At 42.9% G+C, this 20,699-nt stretch carries 14 protein-coding genes; 6 read left to right on the top strand and 8 right to left on the bottom strand.

Annotation, left to right across the window (positions count from 1 at the left end):
• Positions 1 to 97 precede the first annotated feature (97 nt).
• The gene (locus tag D6V41_RS15015; protein ID WP_136252350.1) at positions 98 to 2,128 is read left to right on the top strand and encodes a methyl-accepting chemotaxis protein; all 2,031 of its coding nucleotides are present in this window, start codon (positions 98 to 100) and stop codon (positions 2,126 to 2,128) included.
• 32 nt (positions 2,129 to 2,160) lie between these two features.
• Here the strand turns inward: D6V41_RS15015 and D6V41_RS15010 are convergent, their stop codons facing one another.
• The 5 genes from D6V41_RS15010 to D6V41_RS14990 all read right to left on the bottom strand — a co-directional run bounded on the left by D6V41_RS15010 (position 2,161) and on the right by D6V41_RS14990 (position 8,994).
• Complete coding sequence (locus D6V41_RS15010) at positions 2,161 to 5,043, bottom strand: M14 family metallopeptidase (protein ID WP_241664560.1); 2,883 nt, start codon at positions 5,041 to 5,043, stop codon at positions 2,161 to 2,163.
• A 401-nt stretch (positions 5,044 to 5,444) separates the two neighbouring features.
• Positions 5,445 to 5,969, bottom strand: coding sequence for a flavodoxin FldA (fldA, locus tag D6V41_RS15005; protein WP_136252349.1), 525 nt, complete (start codon positions 5,967 to 5,969; stop codon positions 5,445 to 5,447).
• Positions 5,970 to 5,999: 30 nt separating this feature from the next.
• On the bottom strand, positions 6,000 to 6,221 hold the full coding sequence (locus tag D6V41_RS15000) for a DUF2788 domain-containing protein (RefSeq protein WP_136252348.1): 222 nt from the start codon (positions 6,219 to 6,221) through the stop codon (positions 6,000 to 6,002).
• A gap of 205 nt (positions 6,222 to 6,426) precedes the next feature.
• Complete coding sequence (locus D6V41_RS14995; RefSeq protein WP_136252347.1) at positions 6,427 to 7,311, bottom strand: alpha/beta fold hydrolase; 885 nt, start codon at positions 7,309 to 7,311, stop codon at positions 6,427 to 6,429.
• Between the two features lie 30 nt (positions 7,312 to 7,341).
• A complete protein-coding gene (locus tag D6V41_RS14990; protein WP_136252346.1) occupies positions 7,342 to 8,994 on the bottom strand; it encodes an electron transfer flavoprotein-ubiquinone oxidoreductase in 1,653 nt (550 codons plus the stop codon).
• Between the two features lie 338 nt (positions 8,995 to 9,332).
• On the opposite strand from D6V41_RS14990, the gene D6V41_RS14985 reads away from it, so the two are divergent.
• From D6V41_RS14985 to D6V41_RS14965, 5 genes are all read left to right on the top strand, one after another.
• The gene (locus D6V41_RS14985; RefSeq protein WP_136252345.1) at positions 9,333 to 10,091 is read left to right on the top strand and encodes an electron transfer flavoprotein subunit beta/FixA family protein; all 759 of its coding nucleotides are present in this window, start codon (positions 9,333 to 9,335) and stop codon (positions 10,089 to 10,091) included.
• On the top strand, positions 10,088 to 11,014 hold the full coding sequence (locus D6V41_RS14980; protein WP_136252344.1) for an electron transfer flavoprotein subunit alpha/FixB family protein: 927 nt from the start codon (positions 10,088 to 10,090) through the stop codon (positions 11,012 to 11,014). The genes D6V41_RS14985 and D6V41_RS14980 overlap by 4 nt, the downstream gene beginning before the upstream one ends.
• A 442-nt stretch (positions 11,015 to 11,456) precedes the next feature.
• Positions 11,457 to 12,968, top strand: coding sequence for a Fic family protein (locus tag D6V41_RS14975; RefSeq protein WP_136252343.1), 1,512 nt, complete (start codon positions 11,457 to 11,459; stop codon positions 12,966 to 12,968).
• A gap of 452 nt (positions 12,969 to 13,420) precedes the next feature.
• Complete coding sequence (locus tag D6V41_RS14970) at positions 13,421 to 14,926, top strand: RimK family protein (RefSeq protein ID WP_136252342.1); 1,506 nt, start codon at positions 13,421 to 13,423, stop codon at positions 14,924 to 14,926.
• Positions 14,927 to 14,959: 33 nt separating this feature from the next.
• Positions 14,960 to 16,198, top strand: a complete 1,239-nt coding sequence (locus tag D6V41_RS14965; protein ID WP_241664559.1) for a GNAT family N-acetyltransferase/peptidase C39 family protein — start codon at positions 14,960 to 14,962, stop codon at positions 16,196 to 16,198.
• A 182-nt stretch (positions 16,199 to 16,380) separates the two neighbouring features.
• Here the strand turns inward: D6V41_RS14965 and D6V41_RS14960 are convergent, their stop codons facing one another.
• The 3 genes from D6V41_RS14960 to D6V41_RS14950 form a co-directional block, all read right to left on the bottom strand.
• On the bottom strand, positions 16,381 to 18,528 hold the full coding sequence (locus D6V41_RS14960) for an ATP-binding protein (protein WP_168711054.1): 2,148 nt from the start codon (positions 18,526 to 18,528) through the stop codon (positions 16,381 to 16,383).
• A 283-nt stretch (positions 18,529 to 18,811) separates the two neighbouring features.
• Complete coding sequence (locus D6V41_RS14955; protein WP_136252340.1) at positions 18,812 to 19,969, bottom strand: aminotransferase class V-fold PLP-dependent enzyme; 1,158 nt, start codon at positions 19,967 to 19,969, stop codon at positions 18,812 to 18,814.
• Positions 19,932 to 20,699 carry a tryptophan 2,3-dioxygenase family protein gene (locus D6V41_RS14950; protein ID WP_136252339.1) on the bottom strand — a complete coding sequence of 256 codons (768 nt, stop codon included), beginning with the start codon at positions 20,697 to 20,699 and terminating at the stop codon, positions 19,932 to 19,934. The genes D6V41_RS14955 and D6V41_RS14950 overlap by 38 nt, the downstream gene beginning before the upstream one ends.

Here is a 20,699-nt window from a genome sequence, read left to right as displayed (position 1 = left end):
GAATTCAAGTTTTAGCACCTTTTGCCGAACAATTAACAAGAGAAATCATCAGTTTTACATTGGTGAACACTATATTGTTTATTTAGACGTGGTTTTTATGCATCTCACAGTTGTTCGCAAAATGGTAATTGGCTTCACAAGTCTTGCCTTACTCCTCATTATTACGAGTTTATTGTCCTACTTGGGATTAGCCGATATTAAGCACTCGGCTGAAAAAGTAGCGAAAGAGAAAATGCCTATTCAGGCAGTCGTATCAAAACTGAATGTGGATATTTTGCGTTTGGGTACGCTCACCACCAATGCGTTTTATGAAGCAGACAAAGCCCAACTGGAGTTACTAAAAGAGCGTTTTGATCTTGGGTTTGCGCAATACAGTGAGGAACTTCAGGCTTTAGAACAGTTGGTTTCTGGCAGTAATCAAGATGTGCTAGACCAAATCAAACTAAATTCCAATGCCTATTTAGTTGCCAGCGAAAATATGTTTACGGCTAAGTTTAACGCCATAGCCACAACAATAAGCCTCTCTGAAAAAATTCAAGATGCGCTTAATTACACTGATGAAGCCAGCGCGTTGATGCTTGACCTCACTTATCTTGAAGATGATTCGCCCGATCTTGAAACCTTAATAGGCATGAGCACAAATATAGATAACAAACTGGGCCTGATGCTTAACAGCATAGAAGAACTGCAAAGCGCAACCCAAAGAGAGCGTGTTGAAAATACGATTGGTAACTTAGAATATAATTTGAGCAATGTTGAGGTTGATGCGCAATATGCCAAGCGCGTGTCACAAAACATTGATGACCAAGGCATCTTTGAAATGTTTGACGAACAATATTTGATGATGCAGGAAACGCTACTAAGCGAGCAGGGCGCTTTTAACTTAAAAAGAACACAGCTTGATCTGATTGCCAGTGCAGCAAGCCAGAAAGCGGCTGCTGACAACGAGATTAAAAAAGCAATTAGTGATCTGGCGCAGTTATCTGACCAGGCCAATGCGGCTGCTTTGCAAGGGCAAGAAAATATTCTAAGCGCTGTTCAAGCCAATACCATCAAAAGCTTCAGTGTTTCGTTTATTGGAATAATAGCCACTATTGCCTTAGCAATTATTGCGACCAGAAGCATCGCAAAACCCTTATCTTATGTAAATCGAAAGCTAAAAGTATTAAGCAGTGGTGATTTAACCGAAACACTTGAAGATGCCGGCAACGATGAATTCTCAACGCTTGCAAAAAGTGTCAATCAGCTCATCAATGGATTAAGAGAACTCGTTGGAAGTATTCGCGACAAAGAGCAAAACTTACGTAAAGTCATGCTGAAAAGCATTGAGATGGGAGATCGTTCACTTGAGCAAGTTGCTAAACAACAGTCACAAATAGATACTACCAGCGACAATACGCAGCAAGTAAAACGTACTAGCCAGTCAAATTTAAGTCAAATTCAAGCGGCCGACAAACAGATTGAAGAAGCAATAGGGCAAAGTGAAACCGTTGTTTCACTGGTTGAGCAATCAAAGCGCCAAGTTCATGAACAGTCGCAACAGGCAAAACAATCAGTTGAAATCGTCAATCGTTTAGGTGAAAACAGTAACAAAATTGGCAGTATTTTGGATGTAATAAAGACCATTGCAGAACAAACAAACTTACTTGCATTAAATGCTGCAATTGAGGCGGCAAGAGCAGGCGAACAGGGCAGAGGATTTGCAGTCGTAGCAGATGAAGTGCGCACTTTGGCAACTCGCACCCACGATTCTACTGAAGAAATCGAAAAGATGATTGCTTCACTTCAGCAAGATGCCAGAAGCGCTGTAGCTGCAATGAATGCAGGATCAGAGCAAGTGCAAAAAGGCGTGGAAATAACGAACGAAGTGACATCTCAAGTGCAAACGATAAAAAAGCTTATCCAGGGCCTTGTCGATTATAATCGTCAAATTGTTCAGGATACTCACACCCAAGATGCGCTTTTAGATGATGTGGTAAATCGCCTAAACACAATTGTGGAATTAAGCCGGGAGTCGGCAGATAGCACGCGTGCCTCTAACGATGCGACACATGAAATGGAAGTGCAGATGGATGGGCTTAGTGAAGCGGTTAAGCAATTTAGAATGCAAGCAACCGCAACGCACTAAACCCAGATAGCTATGATGTTAAAGCCAAAATATTAAAGCGCTATATTCGCTTGCGTACCAAAACCCGCACCATAAACTAGTGCGTTGAGTAACAAACGATTTGTGCCACGGGCGGCGCCTCTAAAGTTTGGCTGACCGGAAAACATGATCAATTGTCCTTTCCCAATACTCTCACGCGTGAGATAGCTGGAATTTGCCACGCGTTGCGCGGCTTCAGGCCAAACTAATCCGCTCATGCGCACATGCACTTCTTTGCCATCAGGAATGGAATACCATCCAAGGGCTTCTTCGTATTTTGCATCTTTGTTATCGCGATAAACACCGACAGACACGACTGACTCTGCTGACTCTGGCGCTATCAATACCGATTGTTCACGGTATAAAACAGGCAATTCTTCATTGACACCAAAACTTAGCCAGTGGTCTTGGTCGACATGTGCGGCAAGCATTGCTCCCGATGGCATAAACATACTCTGCCACTCATCACGAAGCTTGAGCGCCTTGTCATCAAGCGCTTCTGGCTTATCGTCCCAAGGATAGGCAATATCGGTATTGAGTGCAGACTGTGTAAGCGTATTGCTGATAGTATAGTCCTGCTGGGCAAGCAATCTGCGTTGCAGAGCCACATCAAACTGCTTAGCCTCTTCAAATATGTCAGAGATATGTTTTACTTTAGCAAAATCGTCTACTTTGCTCATTATCGTGCTGGCATTATCGTGAGTAATAAGCGTGCCGCCATCTTTTACCCATTCAACGAGTGCTTTCTTACTGCCTTCATTCATGCTCCAGCGAGATGGAAGCACGATAGTATTATAGCGACGTAGATCGGCTCGCTCTAAACTGGCTGTATCAAGATGGCTGTGACGGATGCCCAAATTAGTGTCGATGCTCCACCATACGGTTCCAAGGTCGTAACTACTGGTGCCTGCCTGTGAAGCCAGCGCAATTTGAGGCTGCGTTAGTAACACAAAGTGTTCGCCACCCCAATCGGGCAATACGCCATCACCATAGCCCGTTGTTGCACCGTGTAGCGTAAGATTAAGTTCGTCGGCAGTTTGCTTTAATAATGAAGCGAGTTGCTCATTTTTACGGTTATCTGTAATGGTGACAGCTACTGAGCCGCGGTTAAGTATAATGTCATCAAATTTAGCCGCTTTGTCTATAACTCTTACATTGACCCCTTGCTCCATTAAGCGCGCTGCGAAAGCGACAGATTTATCGTCAGCACCATCCACAAACCAAGCAATCGCGTTTTCATTAATTTGATTGTTCACTTTTGTTGGCAAGGTGTAGGGACTGACGTTGTTCGTAATTTCATCTTTAACCAGCACCGCTTCAAGACCGTACATCATGGTCAAGTTCCAGGCGGTTGTGTCATACATGATAGAGCGTCCTTCTTTGAGCACTTTGGCTCGCTCTTCTTGTAAGACTTCAGGTTTAATTGCAGCATCAAATTCCATGATTGCCGCTAAAAGGCGTGCTTCTGGCTGACGATTAACAATTATCAAACTGCCTTCAGGTACGCGTATGTCATCAACCTGCAGGCCAAGCTGATTGATTGCATCCACGCTAAACGCTTCATCAGCTACTTTTACTTCAATATCCTGAGCAAGCAGTTTTTCAGCAAGAAGGTGGGTGCGAGAATGATTGTCATTGGCAAGCACAATAAAGGTTTTATCTGCATATGGACTTTTGCTTGAAACAAGCATTTTTCTGTCTTGCCAATAGTCTTTATACATCTCATCAGAATACTTATCCAAGGAATGAAGGTTAGCCAAAGTGCTCACATACTGCAGGTGAACCGATTCTTTGTAGGTTTGAATGCTGCCTTCTGGTCGTTTAATGCCATCTTCTGCAATGCGAGCTTGCTCATATAGGATATGCATCGAGCCGCGGTATTCAGCATAATTGGAATAACCCGGATACCAGTTTTCAAACCATTCTCCGGTGTAATAGCGCCAGCCTTTTTCATCAAAAGCAGCGCCTTGATCTTTTGAGAATGTCACTGCCCATTTTTGTACACTTGGCGCAATATTAAAATTAAGTGGCTGGCGAGGCGGTCCCATTAAATAAGTATCTTGCGGCCCCATTTCGTGTCCATCGATCATCAACTGTGGACGCCACTTATTGATTAAAGCAACGCGACCCTTTGTTTCAGGTTGTGTGAGATAGAAAAAGTCTCTATTTAAATCAAATAAATAATGATTGGTTCGACCGTATGGCCAGTCGCCTCTATGCAAAAGGGATTGATCATCAACATTCGGCGCAGCGGAGCGATATTGCTCTAAAGATTTGGCAAAGCGAGCTCGACCATCAGGGTTCATCATTGGGTCAACCACTACAATCATGTCGTCTAAAAGCGATTGTGTTTTAGCATCTTCGCTTGCAGCTAAATGAAAAATCGTTGCTAGCGCTGCATCAGCGCCTGATGTTTCGTTGCCGTGAATGGAGTAGGCCATCCACGCCACCGCAGGCACTCGGTCAATAATGGCCTGAGCCTGGGCATCGCTAGTGTTTCGTGGATCAGCAAGCGCATTTAAATCGCTTTGAATATCATCCAGCTTGGCCAGATTCTGCGCAGTGGAAATAAACACGGCAAATAGCGGTCTGCCTTCGTGACTTTTCGCGTATTCAATGACTTTGAGCCGGTCGCTTTGACCTTTCCATGTGTTGATAGCCTCAGTTATTTGAGCTGGCGTAGCAACGCGTTGTCCCACCGCAAATCCCAGTATTTCGTCAGGATGCGTTACAGCGCTATTGTAATTTCCTTCTAAAATCGGACTCGTATAATCCAGATCCGGATGGTAGGTTGGCTTCATTAACAGGCTTGCCTGAGCATTGCCGCACAAAACAAGTGATGCAGCAAAGCCTAGCAAGCACGCTTTTTTAATACGCGTTGAAAAGGACATTTTCATGGAGTTTCCTGTTTTTGTTGTTGTATTTTTTTGCTGTTTTAAATAAGACAAAATCAGATTAGCACTTTTTATTAGCCGTTCACAAATTCAAGTTGCAGATCAAAGAGCAAAAAAAAGACCGTAAAAACGGTCTTTGGGTTATGCATAAGCATAAAGCGAGTGGCGTATATTTGCAGAGCGTCCTTTCTTTTAAATTATTTAAGCGTTCCAGCAATACATCTACAGAGCCGACATAATGATAATTAATATCCAGTTGTAGTGAAAAGTACTTACAACACGAATCTCCACAACCAGCAAGAAAGACGCCAAAAAATAAATTATAGTAATTTCATATGGTTAAGCAATAACCAAGGGTGCACTTATTTATCTTTGTAAAAAAGACTGACGTTACTAGAGTGTGTTTATTCCAGTTCTGAAAGACACATCTCTTCTTTTATTTGCGCGCACCAGGCTTTAACGCGCTCTTCAGTTAGTTCTGGCTGACGGTCTTCATCGATTCCCAAACCAACAAAATGGTCATCATCCGCCATCCCTTTTGAGGCTTCAAAGTCGTAGCCTTCTGTTGGCCATTTACCAATTAAAATAGCACCTTTAGGTTCCACAATATCGCGTATCATGCCCATGGCGTCTAAAAAGTATTCAGCATAGTCTTCTTGGTCACCACAACCAAATATGGCGACAAGCTTGTCTTCAAAATCTATTTCTTCCAGCTCCGGGAAAAAATCATCCCAGTCGCACTGCGCTTCGCCATAGTACCAGGTCGGTATGCCAAACATTAGCAAATCAAACTCAGCAATCTCTTCTTTAGTGCTCTTTGCTATGTCTTTTACCTCAATGAGGTGCTTACCTAATTCTTTTTGAATCATTTTAGCAATGTGTTCTGTATTACCAGTATCGCTTCCAAAAAATAGGCCTACACTTGCCATTCAGTTCTACTCCAAAATTTATAAATTTGTTTACGATATTCCCTGAGACTGCCAAAAAAGCTGAATAATGCCTTTTGCCACAAATCCTGCTGCGCCTAATCCTAGAACACCGTAAGCTACAAAACGACCGACTTTGGGCACGTCGTTTTTTTTAAGTACATCGTGAACCGCAAAAAACATGAGTGCAAAAAGAAGCACTAGTCCTATATTTAGCGCGATTGCTTCGACGCGTTGAAACATCTCAGGTGACATATCTTAACCAGCATCCTAGTTCTAAATGAGCTAAATGACTAATAACCTAAAGGGTAACTGATAATTGATGTCGACCCACGCATTCAGTCATGTTTAACCATAAATATGGAAGCGGATGCTATCATAATTTACTTTGAATATTGAGCAAAAATGCCGAATTTCAACGCTTCAAACAGGATTTAGATAGACAAAAGCGTATAGAATATTAACCACGTAAAAACTTTGTGATAAGCGCGTTAACAATCTGTGGTTTTTGAGCGTGTAGCCAGTGGCCAGCAGGAACCACCTTTGCGGTAGCCTGTGGAAACTGGGCTAAAATGGTGGATTGATGCTCTGGCATTACGTAGTTAGATTCGCCGCCAACCATAAATAAGGTAGGCCCATCGTAAACCAAACCGCTCTCATTCCAATCGCTGAGTTGCGCATAATCTCGCATAATGAGTTCAAGATTAAATCGCCATTGCCAATCGCCATTATCATCCTGATATAAGCTTTTTAACAAAAAGGCTTGCGTTCCTTTATCTTCAAGCTCATTGGCAAGTATGTTTGATGCATCACTGCGACTGGAAATGGCTTGTAGGTCTATCGCTTTTAGGCCTTTAAATACCTTGTGATGACGAGCAGGATAGGGCACAGGGGCAATGTCCAACACTATAAGTTTATCTACAATTGCAGACGCTGAAGAATGCTTAGTCTCTTTGGGTTGAATGCCTTTGCTTTGCGCGTTTTTGTTCTCTCTATCCCCGTTTTGTGTAGCGCCAGCCGAAACCTGACTATTTGACAGAGATTTAGCGACCAGCATAGCGACCTTACCTCCTAAAGAGTGCCCAATAAGCACGCAGTGTTTGATTTTCAATTCACTAATCAGCAGGCAGACACGTTTTGTATAATCTTCAAAACTAAAGCTTTGACTGCGAACCGATTTGCCATGATCGGGCAAATCAATCGAGACGACAAAATGCGAATCCTCAAAATGCCGTCGAATAACCGATAAATTATCAGAATTACCAAACAAGCCGTGTATCAGCACTAAAGCAGGCTCATTGTCGCTTTGCTTACCATGCGTTTGATAAAATAGTCCGTGTTCCATCTGCATTCTTTAAGTACTCGCTTCTAAGCGCTACATGTTCGGATAGTTTGGACCACCGCCACCTTCAGGCACCACCCACTGTATATTTTGTGATGGGTCTTTAATATCGCAGGTTTTACAATGCACACAATTTTGCGCATTAATTTGAAAACGTTTGTCGCCTTCATCCGTTTCGACCACTTCGTAAACACCTGCCGGGCAATATCGCTGTGCCGGTTCATTGTACTTAGGTAGATTTACGCTAATCGGAATACTCGGATCGAGAAGCTTAAGATGACAGGGCTGGTCTTCTTCATGATTGGTATTCGATAAATATACCGATGAAAGTTTGTCGAAACTCAATACGCCGTCTGGTTTGGGATAGTCAATTTTTGGCATTTCATCAGCGGTTTTTAAAGTCGCGTAGTCAGGCGTTTTGTCGGTTAAGCTAAAGAGTAACTTACCGCCAAAAATGTTCTGATCAAGCGTGTTGTAAGCACCGCCAAAAAAGTTGCCAAATTTGTGAATGGCTGCGCCAAAATTTCGCGAGCGATAAAGCTCATCATATAGCCAGGAGTTTTTGAACAATTCGGTGTAAGACTCTGGCTCCGTCCCTTGCTTGTTTTCATCACTTTGCAAACATGTAAATAGCGCTTCAGCAGCCAACATTCCCGATTTCATTGCCGTGTGATTACCTTTGATTTTAGAAAAATTCAGGGTACCAGCGTTACAACCAACCAATAGTCCGCCCGGGAAGGTCATTTTTGGCAAAGACTGAAAGCCGCCTTTTGTAATCGCGCGCGCGCCATAAGTCACGCGAGTTCCACCTTTTAGTGTTTCTGCAAATATGGGATGGTGTTTCAGGCGCTGAAACTCGTCAAAGGGCGACAGGTGGGGGTTGGCGTAATTAAGGTCAACAATAAGACCAAGGTAAACCTGATTATTTTCGCCATGATAGAGATAGCTTCCGCCAGTAGCTTTATCTAAAGGCCAGCCAGCGGTATGCACAACCAATCCTTCCTGATGCTGCTCGGCATGGATGTCCCACACTTCTTTAAAACCAATGGCGTAGTGCTGAGCTTGCTTACCTTCATCTAAGGCAAACTTTTTAATCAAAGATTTGCCCAAATGACCGCGACAACCTTCGGCAAATACAGTGTATTTTGCTTTTAATAGCATGCCAGGTACGTAGCCGTCTTTTTCTGTGCCGTCCTCGCCTACACCTAATGAACCCGTTATAATGCCGCCGACGCTTCCATCTTCTTCGTAGTGAATTTCACTGCCAGTAAAGCCCGGGTAAATCTCGATACCCATGCCCTCGGCCTGTTCTGAAAGCCAGCGACACATATTTGCCATTGAAAGTATGTAGTTGCCATTGTTATGCATGGTTTTTGGCGTGATTGCATTGGGTAATTTGGTAGAAGATGACTCGCTTTTTAGTAAGTAAATGTGATCTTCTTTCACTTCAACGCCTAAGGGAGCGCCTTTTTCTTTGTAATCAGGAAATAGTTCTTTAAGCGCTCTGGGCTCAAAAACAGCACCTGATAATATGTGCGCACCCACTTCGGAGCCTTTCTCCAATACACATACATTTATATCTGTGTCATTTTCGGCAGCTAATTGCTTGAGTTTAATGGCAGTTGATAATCCTGATGGGCCTGCACCCACAACTACTACGTCAAACTCCATCACTTCTCTTTCCATTACGGACTCCGTTTTGCTTTATTACATACGAAAGGTGCGAACAAAGTTGCGCACTAGAATTGACAGCTTATAGAGGAGTATTCGCTAAACGAATATTACAAAATGTCAAAACGTTGTAAAATCTAAGTGTGTGAAAGGTAATGCAGGTTGACGTTTACGTCAACTCTCTATAGATTGCGCACTAACATTTATCTGCGCTATTTGTACATAGTGCATTACTGGTCATCAATCGCTGCATCATTTTTGGCAGGATTTGCTACATGATCCGCGATTACTGGCTATACTCAAGTTAATTTTATGATTGAGTATCTATAAATAGAACGTCACTAGGGGATAATATGAAGGTATTAGTGCCGGTGAAACGCGCCATTGATTACAACGTGAAAGTGCGTGTGAAGCCAGATAATTCTGGGGTAGACCTGAATAACGTAAAAATGGCAATCAATCCGTTTTGCGAAATTGCGGTAGAAGAAGCGATTCGTTTAAAAGAAAAAGGCGACGCTACCGAAGTGGTTGTAGTGTCTATTGGTGAAAAAGCCGTTCAGGAACAGATTCGAACCGGCTTGGCATTAGGCGCTGACCGCGGCATCCACATTGAAACCGAAGCAGGCGTGTCGCTTGATTCTTTGCAAGTCGCTAAATTGCTCAAAAAGGTGGTAGAAGCTGAATCACCTGATTTAGTCATATTAGGCAAGCAGTCTATTGATTCAGATAATAATCAAACCGGACAAATGCTGGCAGCGCTAACGGGAATGCCACAAGGCACCTTTGCGTCAGAGTTAAAAATTGAAAATGGCAAAGCGGTTGTTACGCGTGAAATTGACGGCGGTTTACAAACAGTTGAATTAGATTTACCCGCAGTGGTTACTACCGACCTTCGTTTAAACGAACCTCGTTATGCCTCTCTTCCCAATATTATGAAAGCAAAGCGTAAACCGATTGATGTGCAATCAGCCGGGGATTTAGGTGTAGATCTTAGCTCCAAGGTTAAATTTATAAAAGTTACGCCACCGCCGCAACGACAAGGCGGGATTAAAGTGGCTAGTGTAGAAGAGCTTGTAGACAAGCTTAAAAACGAAGCAAAGGTGATCTCATGACTGTTCTTGTATACGCAGAGCACGATAATGAAGTGCTAAAGCCAGAAACCAATAAACTGGTCACTGCTGCAAAAGCAGTGGGTGACGACGTGACAGTATTAGTTGCCGGGCAACAGTGCGAAGCGGTAGCTCAGGCGGCCGCAAAGCTTAGCGGCATCAACAAAGTCATATTGGCAAACGATGCGGTGTACGGCCACCAACTTCCTGAAAATATCGCTGATTTAGTGGTTTCCCTTGCTTCAGGTTATACGCACATATTTGCCGCTGCAACCACCACTGGCAAGAACTTTATGCCTCGCGTGGCAGCCTTATTAGATGTAGCGCAAATAAGCGATATTATAGCCGTTGAGTCGGCCGACACTTTTGTGAGACCGATTTACGCAGGTAATGCAATAGCCACCGTTCAAAGCAGCGACAGTGTAAAAGTTGTGACCGTTCGTGCATCAGCATTTGATGCGGTAAGTGATGATGGTAACGCAGAAATTGAAACGATTGACAATGCAATTAAATCAGAAAAGTCCCGCTTTTTAAACGCTGAACTTACCGAGTCTGAGCGCCCGGAATTAACGGCTGCCGATGTGATCATTTCAGGTGGGCGTGGCATGCAAAACGGTGAAAATTTTGCCCTTTTAAACGGAATTGCCGACAAACTTGGCGCGGCTATTGGTGCATCCCGCGCGGCTGTTGACGCTGGTTTTGTTCCCAACGATATGCAGGTGGGGCAAACAGGTAAAATTGTTGCGCCAGACCTTTACATTGCAGTAGGAATTTCAGGTGCGATACAGCATTTGGCCGGCATGAAAGACTCTAAAGTGATTGTCGCTATCAATAAAGATGAAGAAGCGCCGATATTTCAGGTGGCTGACTATGGCTTGGTGGGTGATCTATTTGAAGTATTGCCTCAGCTAGAATCATCCTTGTAGTTGAAACCACATTTGATTAAAGGGCCTATTGCTTTTGCATAGGCCTTTTTTTTGACTGGAGCATAATGTTTTAATTATAGTGTAGCGTCCTTTTTACCATTATAACTTTTGCCGAATTTCAGCCCATTGCTGCATCATGAACTAAAAAAATAAAGCGCGTAAGAAAACTAGTAATTAATGTGGACATATGACTCGACCAAATTGTTTGAGAGCAGTTGCCACAACTGTTCGATAAGAATGAGGTCGAAAAAGCCCTGATCGTTCGATGATAATTTGGTAATTAAAAGTCCTTCTTCAAGCTAATGAGCATTAAAGCCTAAAAACAATAAATCATTAAAACCTATAAATAAAATGACAACAAAACCTATAAATGATATAACGCTAAAACCTAGTGGTGAGGATTGATAACTGGTCAGTATCACGAGTAATAGTTGGAGCGAACATGAATAACATATCACAAAAACTAGCAGATTCGCTTGAGCAATTACAACAGCTTCAAGAGTCAGGAGTTGTTGCCATCCAGTCAAAGCAACTCAGCAGAGTGCATCGAGAGCGGCTATTGAAGCATGGGTTTATTCGCGAAGTCATCCGAGGCTGGTACATCCCTGTGATGCCTGATGAAAAGCCGGGCGATAGTACTTCTTGGTATGCATCTTTCTGGGATTTTTGCGGCGCCTATTTGTCAGAACGGTTTGACCGTTCATGGTGCCTATCACCTGAGCAATCAATTAGCCTGCATATCGGCGATAGAACCGTGCCTCAGCAATTGCTCGTGCGCTCGCCCAAAGGAAACAATAAACCCACCGCCTTTTTGCACAACACCTCAATTTTTGATGTCAGGTTGAACATGCCAGCCACAGAACACATTGAAAACCTGGACGGGCTTAATGTATATAGCTTAGCGGCTGCACTTGTTTATTGTTCGGCGAATCAGTTTCAATGTGCGCCCATTAAAATGCGTACTGCCTTATCAATGGTGACAGATGCATCTGACGTACTATCCGTTTTACTTGCCGGTAATCATAGCGTGATTGCCGGCCGATTAGTGGGGGCTTTCAGAAATATTGGCCGGGATCTGATTGCTGACAATATTTTAAAGGGCATGCAAGCGGCCGATTTAAAAGTGCAGCAGGAGGATCCTTTTGTAGAAAAAGTGCAGGTCAGCTTTGGCCGTCGTGATGTCTCGCCCTATGTAAATCGCATGCGATTAATGTGGGCGCAAATGCGTGAAAGTATTATCGCGTACTTTCCAGAACAACCATATCATGCCATCGACATTGAAACCTACATGGCCGAGGTGGAAGACAAATACGTCACAGACGCCTACCACTCACTGTCCATTGAAGGCTATCGGGTGACACGCCAATTGATTGAACTGGTTCGCTCTGGCAAGTGGCAAGCTGAAGGCTCAGACGAAAATAAAAAACACTTAGATGCCATGGCAGCTAGAGGCTACTGGGATGCGTTTCAGGAAGTTAAAAATGCCGTGTTAGCAGTCTTAGAAGGTAAGAACCCTGGCGATGTATTGGAACAGACGCACAGCGATTGGTATCTCGCCTTATTTGGCCCAAGTGTTGCCGCCGGTATCATTAAACAGTCAGACTTGGCTGGTTACCGGTTAGGGCCTGTTTATATTCGCCAGTCTATGCATACTCCACCAAGCAAAGAAGCAGTTCGCGATATGATGCCGACGTTTTTTGCCTTACTCGCAGAAGAGGAAAATGCGGCCGTCAGAGTGGTACTGGGGCACTTCATTTTCGTCTACATCCACCCTTACTTAGATGGTAACGGCAGGATGGGAAGATTCATCATGAATTTAATGATGGCTTCAGGCGGTTACCCTTGGACGGTCGTACCTGTCGAACGACGAGATGAATATATGCAAGCTTTAGAAGCGGCGAGTGTCGGGCAAAACATTGTGCCATTTACTAAGTTTTTAGCCTCTCTATTGTAAGTCTCGTAAGTTCATACACGTCTACTGTTTTCCACTATTGAAAGAACATATACAAAATATGAGGTAGAAATTCTTGGGGTCCTGAAAGCTGGGTATAGAACTATAAGCCCTCCCGACCTCGATTCTGTATATTCGGCTACTCCATGGCATAAGAGATTAATTTCACGTTTATCTTTCCTTGTTAGTTTTGCCGATAATGCTGTCGGAACTTTAGACAGGACAATAACAATAGAGTACAGCTTCATGGTTGATAAATGGGAATAAGGGTTTCTGGGCTGTTAATATTAACGAAGACTTATTTGTCTCTACGCATAAAATTTATTTTCATTTACGCCTCAAAAACCGCTTGCTAAATTGCAAATTGTGTCTATATTTCGCTCACTTTTTTGCGGTGCCTGCTACACTGTTTTAACCATGGCATGCGCCCTGATTTTTAATTGGAGAATACCTTCATGATCCACACGCTTGTTGTGGTAGATGACCTTAGCAGCTTATCTCAGTTTACGACTGAGGGCAGCATATTGCCTGAACTAGGCGTGCCGGTGATCGAATTTTCGCAATATTTGTCTGACTACCCCAAAAAAGGGGAGCCGAAAACGCGCGTTATTAATTTATGCGCAACCGATATTTATTTAAGTCGCGGCTATTACTGTTCACTTCTGGCCGAGGCGCGTCAACATCGCGTGTTGCCAAGTGTAAATACAATCAATGATTTGATTATTCGTAGTGACAACGCGCACTTCGACAGCCATAGCATTACTTTACCGGCTCATCTTTGCCAATCGCTTACGTCGAGCGAAGTAGAAGCATTAAGTACAAAATCGGTTTTGGCATATTTTGGTCATGCCGAATATGCTCCCGTTCAGCGTATTGCAAAATATGTATTCGAGCGTTTTCCGATTCCGGTTTTGTCATTAAGTGTAAAAGTTGAACAAAATGTGACTTCGGTGAGCGTACAGCTTATTAGCTTAAGTGCGCTTGATCAGGTTCAACAATCAAAATTGTTTGAGCGTTTACAACAGTTCATCAATACAAATTGGCGTAAAACATCGCCTAAAAAGCGCGCTCGCTGGGACATGGCAATTTTGCATAACGAAGAGGAGAAAACCCCACCAAGTGATGCAAAGGCGCTTAAAAACTTTATAAAGGCGGCTGCACAAGTGGGTATTCACGCCGAATTGATTACGCCTAAGCAGCTTAATTTAATTTCGCAGTACGATGCGCTGTTTATTCGCGAAACCACGGCTATTGACCATCATACTTACCATGCTGCCCGCAAAGCGCAAAATGAGGGCTTAGTGGTGATTGACGATGCCACATCCATTTTACGTTGTTGTAATAAAGTTTTTTTACACGATGCATTTAGCTACAACAAAGTACCCGCGCCCAAAAGCGCCTTTGTATCAACAAATGATGAAGAATCGCGTGCGCGCTTAATTGCACAATTTGGCTTTCCCATGGTTTTAAAATTGCCTGAAAGCTCATTTTCAATTGGCGTATTTAAAGTCGACGATGAATCACAGCTTACCGATAAACTTGAGCATATGCTTAAGCAGTCTGCCTTAGTATTAATACAAGAGTTTGTATATACCGAGTATGATTGGCGAATTGGGGTCTTAAACGGTCGCGCCATTTATGCCTGTCGCTATTATATGGCCAGAAATCATTGGCAAATTTATAACCACAGTTCGAAAAAGCATTTTTCGGGTGATTTTGAAACGCTACCAACATTTGAGGTACCAAAGCCTGTTTTAGATGCAGCGGTTAAAGCGAGCGCTATTGTGGGTAGAGGTTTGTATGGTGTGGATGTTAAGCAAAGTAATGGTCAGGTTTATGTTATAGAAGTAAACGATAATCCGAGCCTTGAATCGAAAGTGGAAGATTTGTATCTGGGCAAAGAATTGTACATGATCATTATGCAAGAGTTTGCGAATCGTCTTGAAGCGCGCGGGCGCTAAGGTTGTTCGTCAATGATGGCGGCTAAAAAAAGTATGCAAACACAATTTAAAATGACGTCTGAAGATAAAACTTCACCCAACGTAGAGCTTAATACTTCTATTCCCCATATTCGCTTGGCATCGATCGACGATATTGATGCCTTGCTTCACCTGGAAAATGCTTGTTTTAGTAACGACAGGTTAAGTAAACGCCGTTTCAGGCACTGGGTCAATGCGCAGAATGCCTTTTTGATTGTCGCAGAGAAAGCTGTTGCGGAGAAAGCTGTCGCCCATACAGCGCTCGTAAAAAAAGAAACAGGCGCACTTGAGTCAGCAAACGACAAGCCTGCATCCAATTTACTGGCTTATGCACTCATTATTATGAGAAAAGGCTCGCGCAGCGCTCGCTTGTATTCTATTGCTGTTGATGAGCATGCGCGGGGTTTGGGCCTTGCCAAAAAACTCGTTTTAGATGCAGAGGAGCGCGCGCTCGCCAGCGAACGACTATTCATGCGTTTAGAAGTCGCGACTAACAATACAAACGCAATCGCGCTTTATGAAAAATTGGGTTATAAGCGTTTTGGTACTTACAGCGCTTATTATGAAGATGGCGCCGATGCGATCCGCATGCAAAAAGCCATTAAACAGGCGCATTCGCTAGCAAGCTTGCCTGACTTCCCTTGGTATCAACAAACTACACCATTTACCTGTGGGTGTGCATCTTTAATGATGTCGCTTAGGGCCTTAGGTTTTGGTATTGCCTTATCGCAAGAGACCGAGCTGGATATCTGGCGACAAGCCACAAGCATCTATATGACCTCCGGGCACGGCGGAACGCATCCAATTGGCTTGGCGCTTGCCGCTATGCAATATAGTGCCAAGGCAAAAGTGATCATAAATACCCAGCAAGTCCCATTCATTGACGGTGTGCGAACAGCGCATAAAAAAGCCTTGCTTCAAACCGTACATCAGCAGTTTGTCAGTAAAGCTCATGCCCGCGGTATCGAGATTGTTTACAGCGATTTAGATATCAATGCATTAAAAGGCGCACTGGATTCAAATAAGGCGATTATTTGCTTAATCAGTACCTATCAATTTGATGGTAAAAAAATTCCGCATTGGGTATGTATCACGCACATTGATGACAGCTGCTTGTACATTCATGACCCTGATTTGGAGCATGATGATAATCCGATGGATTTCCAGCATATCCCCATTGCTATTGACGATTTTCTTAGCTTATCTACCTATGGTAAACAAAAGCTGAGATCGTGCATTATTATTGAAACTTAGGATTGAAACTTAGGATTGAAACTTAGGATTGAAACTTAGGATTGAAACTTAGGATTGAAGGCTAGGATTGAAGCTTAGAATTCAAGCTTAGGTCATAGCGTAAGGTGTCTACGTGTCCAAAACTGTTAAGAATATGCTATATAGGTAAATTATTGTGTTTGCTTATTAAATAAGTAAACAAATTAATTTGCTTTTTCAAAGTGGTTTATATATTTATTTAACGTCAAATTCAGCTTTTCTCTTACAATCGGTTTATGCAGATAGTCATTCATTCCGGCGGCCATAGCGCGCTGCCGGTCTTCTTCCATTACGTTAGCACTCAGAGCGATAATGGGAATGTGCTTATCAAGCTTTCGTATTTGTCGGGTCGCCTCGTAACCATCCATTACGGGCATTTGAATGTCCATTAAAATGGCGTCAAATTTGCGCTGTTTGGCTGCTTTTACCGCCTCTTCACCATTTGCAGTTACAAGCACTGTAAATCGTTGCTCTTCAAGCATTGTTTTTGCCACGATGGCATTTATTTCGTTATCTTCAACTAAAAGTATTTTAGCAGCATGAGCCTGCTGTGTCGCATCAAGTGTTTCGTCGCTTTTTATTTGTTTGCAACATGCAGCTTGAATGAGATATTCAAGTACAGCGACTTCGTCTAATACATAAGGTGCTTTACAGTGTGTCTGAGTGATATCGTTAAGCGAAACTGTATTTGATGTGTTTGAGAGCATACTAAGTGTATCGCAAAAGTGTTTGGCGCGAGGATGATTGGCTTCATCAAAAATTAAATGCGGGATCTTGTTTAATGAACCTTCATTCTTGAGACTGTCTTTTAAACGAATGCCTTTACAAGGCAGTCTTACGGTAAAACAACTGCCTTGAGCTAATTTGGAGTGGACCGTTATATCTCCACCCATTAGCGCTACCAGTTCTTTACAGATCGCTAGCCCCAAACCACTTCCTCCGTAGTTTCGGGAAATTGAGGTGTCGGCTTGCTCGAAGGGGTCGAAAAGAGTAGGTAGATGTTTTTCACTAATACCAATGCCTGTATCTTCTACGCGGCAGATTAATTCTCCCTTGGCGTTATTGAGGTCTTCAGGCCATGCGTAAGAAAGCGAAAATGAAATTGATCCGCTCGACGTAAATTTTACAGCGTTATTAAGCAGATTTATTAAGATACGCTGAAGCCGTTTTTGATCGACCGTCACTTCAAATGGACACGTGGGAGCAACATCTACTTTAAAACTCAGCATTTTTTCATCAGCCATCACCTGAACTAAATTGCTCACGCTTCTGACAATGGAGCTTAAGGGCGTTTTTTCATAATGCAGTTGAGTTCGGTCTTCGTCTAAGCGTGAAAAATCCAGTATGTCATTAACGACAGACAGTAATAAATTTGAAGAGTGTGTTAATTGATTCAGATAGCGATGCAAGTCTTCCTTCACATTGGTACGTTCGCATAACTGCGCTAATCCTAATATGCCATTAATGGGCGTTCTCAATTCGTGGCTCATGTTCGCTAAAAACTGTGACTTCTTGGTTGCCAGATCTTCAGCCCGCTGTTTGGCTTCCTCAGCTGCCTGTAAGCTTTTTTGCTCTGCTACTAACATTTCGTTATAGGCATTAGCGATATCTTCAAACTCGTCGCTTGTGTTCAAACTAATCGGTGTATGTGTATTTTTTACGCTTTCGTTTTTGATGTACCGTTTAAATACGTCCAATGGTTGTTTGACGCACCAGGATATCAGAGCATAAAGGGCTGACACTAATAAACAAAAAAACAAAACTGAGATAACAATCGTCTTATTGCGGTATTCTGCGAACTGCTTATCTATATCGTAAGTGTTAAATTCAACCAGTAATATAAAGTCCAAGGTAGAGATTTTACTTTTACGAAGGGCAGCGATTGGATAGGCAAAGGCAAAACTTTGGTTTTTGATGGGACTAAACTGAGGCCATCCACTGTTTTTAACGATTGAATACGCACTTGCCGCGTTTGCTGATAAGTCAGATATTACAAGATCAGTAAATTTAAACTGACTGGATGCTAATATGCTATCGCTTTGCGGTTCAACGATAAGCGCTCTTTCAACATTATCGGCAAGCGCAACTATTGTTACAATACGCGACAAATCTTCTTCGTTGGTATCCTTGTCAAACAGCATTGCAACCTGACTTGCTGATTGTTTAATGCTTGATTGTGCCGCTTCCATTTGCTTTTGCGCGAATATATTGAGCAATATTGAAGCGGTACTGTGGGTAAGCAGGGCTAACAATAAGGCAAAAGGGAGCATTATTTTTGGCAAAAGTCGCAACTTGATAAAGTTATGTTGCACGTCAATGCTCCGCTTCAATTGCGTAATAGAAAAGATAGAAACAACAAAAATGAAACAGAGGATAAAAATTAAGCCAGTTGGCATTTAGAACAGTGAAAGCCTGTCTTTCTTGCTCACGATTACAGCCCGTCAATAAAGTTACGCGAACTAAGAAAATAGAAATGGAAAAAATACGTTGCACGTCCTCAAAATATTACTAAATCATCGGCACTGGGTAATATCGTATCGGCAGGCGTAGGTGATGCTTTATTAATCACTTTTGCGATTTTTTACAACATGGTCATTATTTGGTGCAGGCCTGAATAAGTGCAACATCATCAAGCGTATTAATTGCGCTGAAAGACAGACGAATAGTGCTATATCTTTCGTCAAACTTTACATCTGCTTGTTGTAATTTCTTTAAGATTCTATCGGCCTGATTAGCAGGCAATGGTAAGCAGAGGGTTGCAGAATAGCTATTCTGCTGATAATGCGAAGGAATTTTATGAGGATAGTTACTAAGAAACTGCGCTATTAACTCGCGGTTGTATTTTCGCAAAGTGTCAATGCCAATTTCTGCTAACGACTCAATAGATGCCGCAGCCGCTATGTAACTTTGTACATTCGGTGTGCCGCCCCAAAACCGGCGTGCATCAGGGTGGTAATTGAAGTGTTGAATATCAAAATCAAAGGGATTTTCGTGCGAAAACCAAGCGACATGATCAGGCAAATAATGTTTAATCGATTCTTTCGGCAACCATATAAATCCGGCACCCGGTCCACCGCTTAGCCACTTAACACAGCTACCAACAACGCAATCGACTTTCCAGCTTTTCAGGTCGATAGGAATAATGCCAACCGATTGCGCAATATCGACCGCGATAAGTGTATTGTGCTGTCTTGCAAGCGCTACAAGCATCTTAATATCCGACAGGTGGCCGGTATTGCTATGCGCATGCGTAAATAAACACGCAAAGGGCTTATGCGCTATTAAAGCACTTTCCCATGCGCTTAGATTATTAGGATCGCCATCAACAAATACACATTTGATATTGTATGTCTCAGACAAGCCATGAACGGCAAAGCCTAGCGACGGAAACGCAGACTTGTGCATTAAAATTGTGCGTGGTTTGTCTGATTTAAAGGCTTTTAGAGCCGCACTTAGCCACAAAGAAAAGCCAAGTGATACTGAGGGTTGCGGACAAATTTCTTCAGCTTGCACATTTAGCAGGCTGGCTAGTTGAACATTGAACTTAGAAATTTGTTCTAGCCAGTATGCCCATGCATCGCCACCGTGTTCTTCCCATTGGTTTATATAATGATTTTGAATCGCCTCTTTTGCTGCGAGCGTCATTGGACCGACAGAGTGGGAGAGTGCATAAACCCCCTGTGGTTTGATAAAATAATGAGCGTAGCGCGACATCTCAATGCCCTTTACTAATGGAAGGGCGCACTTTGCCATATTCACTTCCCCAGCGATTAGTCATTTTACTTCGTATTTCCCATAGCGCTGGAAAAAAGCGCTTGCTCGCGCCACTTTGTAATAAGTCTACAGGCCGGCCTTTTAAGGAGTCAGATCCCAGTCCTATACTACGATGGATGAGGAACAAATGTCGCCATCTGAATAATTGAAAAAGCTCATCAAACTCAATAAGCGCTTCAGCAACTGCGTATTTTTCGTCATGGCTATAGTCTTCGTCGTAAATACTATCAATGCTGATACTTCCACCGTCCAAATAGGCATTGACAAAATGCGTCCATAAATCTTGTGGCATTTTAAGCAAAGTACGAAAGCCCGGACTTTCTTGGCCACTGCCGTTACCAAGCTGCAATCGAATTTGCTGATATTCTTTCGGAGACATGGTCTCAAGGATGGCGAGCTGATCTGTCATCATTTGTTGAAGACGATGAACGCGCTTAAACAGCGTGATCACCCGATGACTTTGCTTTTGTTCCATGTATTGCATAATGTCGACAAGGGTAAACGCAATAAGCTTCATCCATAGTTCTTCCACTTGATGAACAATTTGAAATTGCAGTTCATCGTTTGTCGCAAGGCCATTTAAAGGCTTTTGACACGCTAACAGTTTGTCGCAATTTAGATAAACCCCATAATCGAGCATGTCGGGCGACTCAATCATCTCGTAATACTCCTGTTTGCTTAAGGTTTTATGGGATTTACCAGATTTCAT

It is taken from the genome of Ningiella ruwaisensis, from assembly GCF_004798935.1.
GTDB classification, from domain to species: Bacteria; Pseudomonadota; Gammaproteobacteria; order Enterobacterales; family Alteromonadaceae; genus Glaciecola; species Glaciecola ruwaisensis.
This window is presented reverse-complemented; position numbering and strand designations above follow the sequence as displayed.

Bases quoted from the DNA above. Each gene is read 5' to 3' on its own strand.
- D6V41_RS15015 (WP_136252350.1), top strand. From the start codon at position 98: ATGCATCTCACAGTTGTTCGCAAAATGGTAATTGGCTTCACAAGTCTT.
- D6V41_RS15010 (WP_241664560.1), bottom strand. From the start codon at position 5,043: ATGAAAATGTCCTTTTCAACGCGTATTAAAAAAGCGTGCTTGCTAGGC.
- fldA (WP_136252349.1), bottom strand. From the start codon at position 5,969: ATGGCAAGTGTAGGCCTATTTTTTGGAAGCGATACTGGTAATACAGAA.
- D6V41_RS15000 (WP_136252348.1), bottom strand. From the start codon at position 6,221: ATGTCACCTGAGATGTTTCAACGCGTCGAAGCAATCGCGCTAAATATA.
- D6V41_RS14995 (WP_136252347.1), bottom strand. From the start codon at position 7,311: ATGGAACACGGACTATTTTATCAAACGCATGGTAAGCAAAGCGACAAT.
- D6V41_RS14990 (WP_136252346.1), bottom strand. From the start codon at position 8,994: ATGGAAAGAGAAGTGATGGAGTTTGACGTAGTAGTTGTGGGTGCAGGC.
- D6V41_RS14985 (WP_136252345.1), top strand. From the start codon at position 9,333: ATGAAGGTATTAGTGCCGGTGAAACGCGCCATTGATTACAACGTGAAA.
- D6V41_RS14980 (WP_136252344.1), top strand. From the start codon at position 10,088: ATGACTGTTCTTGTATACGCAGAGCACGATAATGAAGTGCTAAAGCCA.
- D6V41_RS14975 (WP_136252343.1), top strand. From the start codon at position 11,457: ATGAATAACATATCACAAAAACTAGCAGATTCGCTTGAGCAATTACAA.
- D6V41_RS14970 (WP_136252342.1), top strand. From the start codon at position 13,421: ATGATCCACACGCTTGTTGTGGTAGATGACCTTAGCAGCTTATCTCAG.
- D6V41_RS14965 (WP_241664559.1), top strand. From the start codon at position 14,960: ATGCAAACACAATTTAAAATGACGTCTGAAGATAAAACTTCACCCAAC.
- D6V41_RS14955 (WP_136252340.1), bottom strand. From the start codon at position 19,969: ATGGCAAAGTGCGCCCTTCCATTAGTAAAGGGCATTGAGATGTCGCGC.
- D6V41_RS14950 (WP_136252339.1), bottom strand. From the start codon at position 20,699: ATGAAATCTGGTAAATCCCATAAAACCTTAAGCAAACAGGAGTATTAC.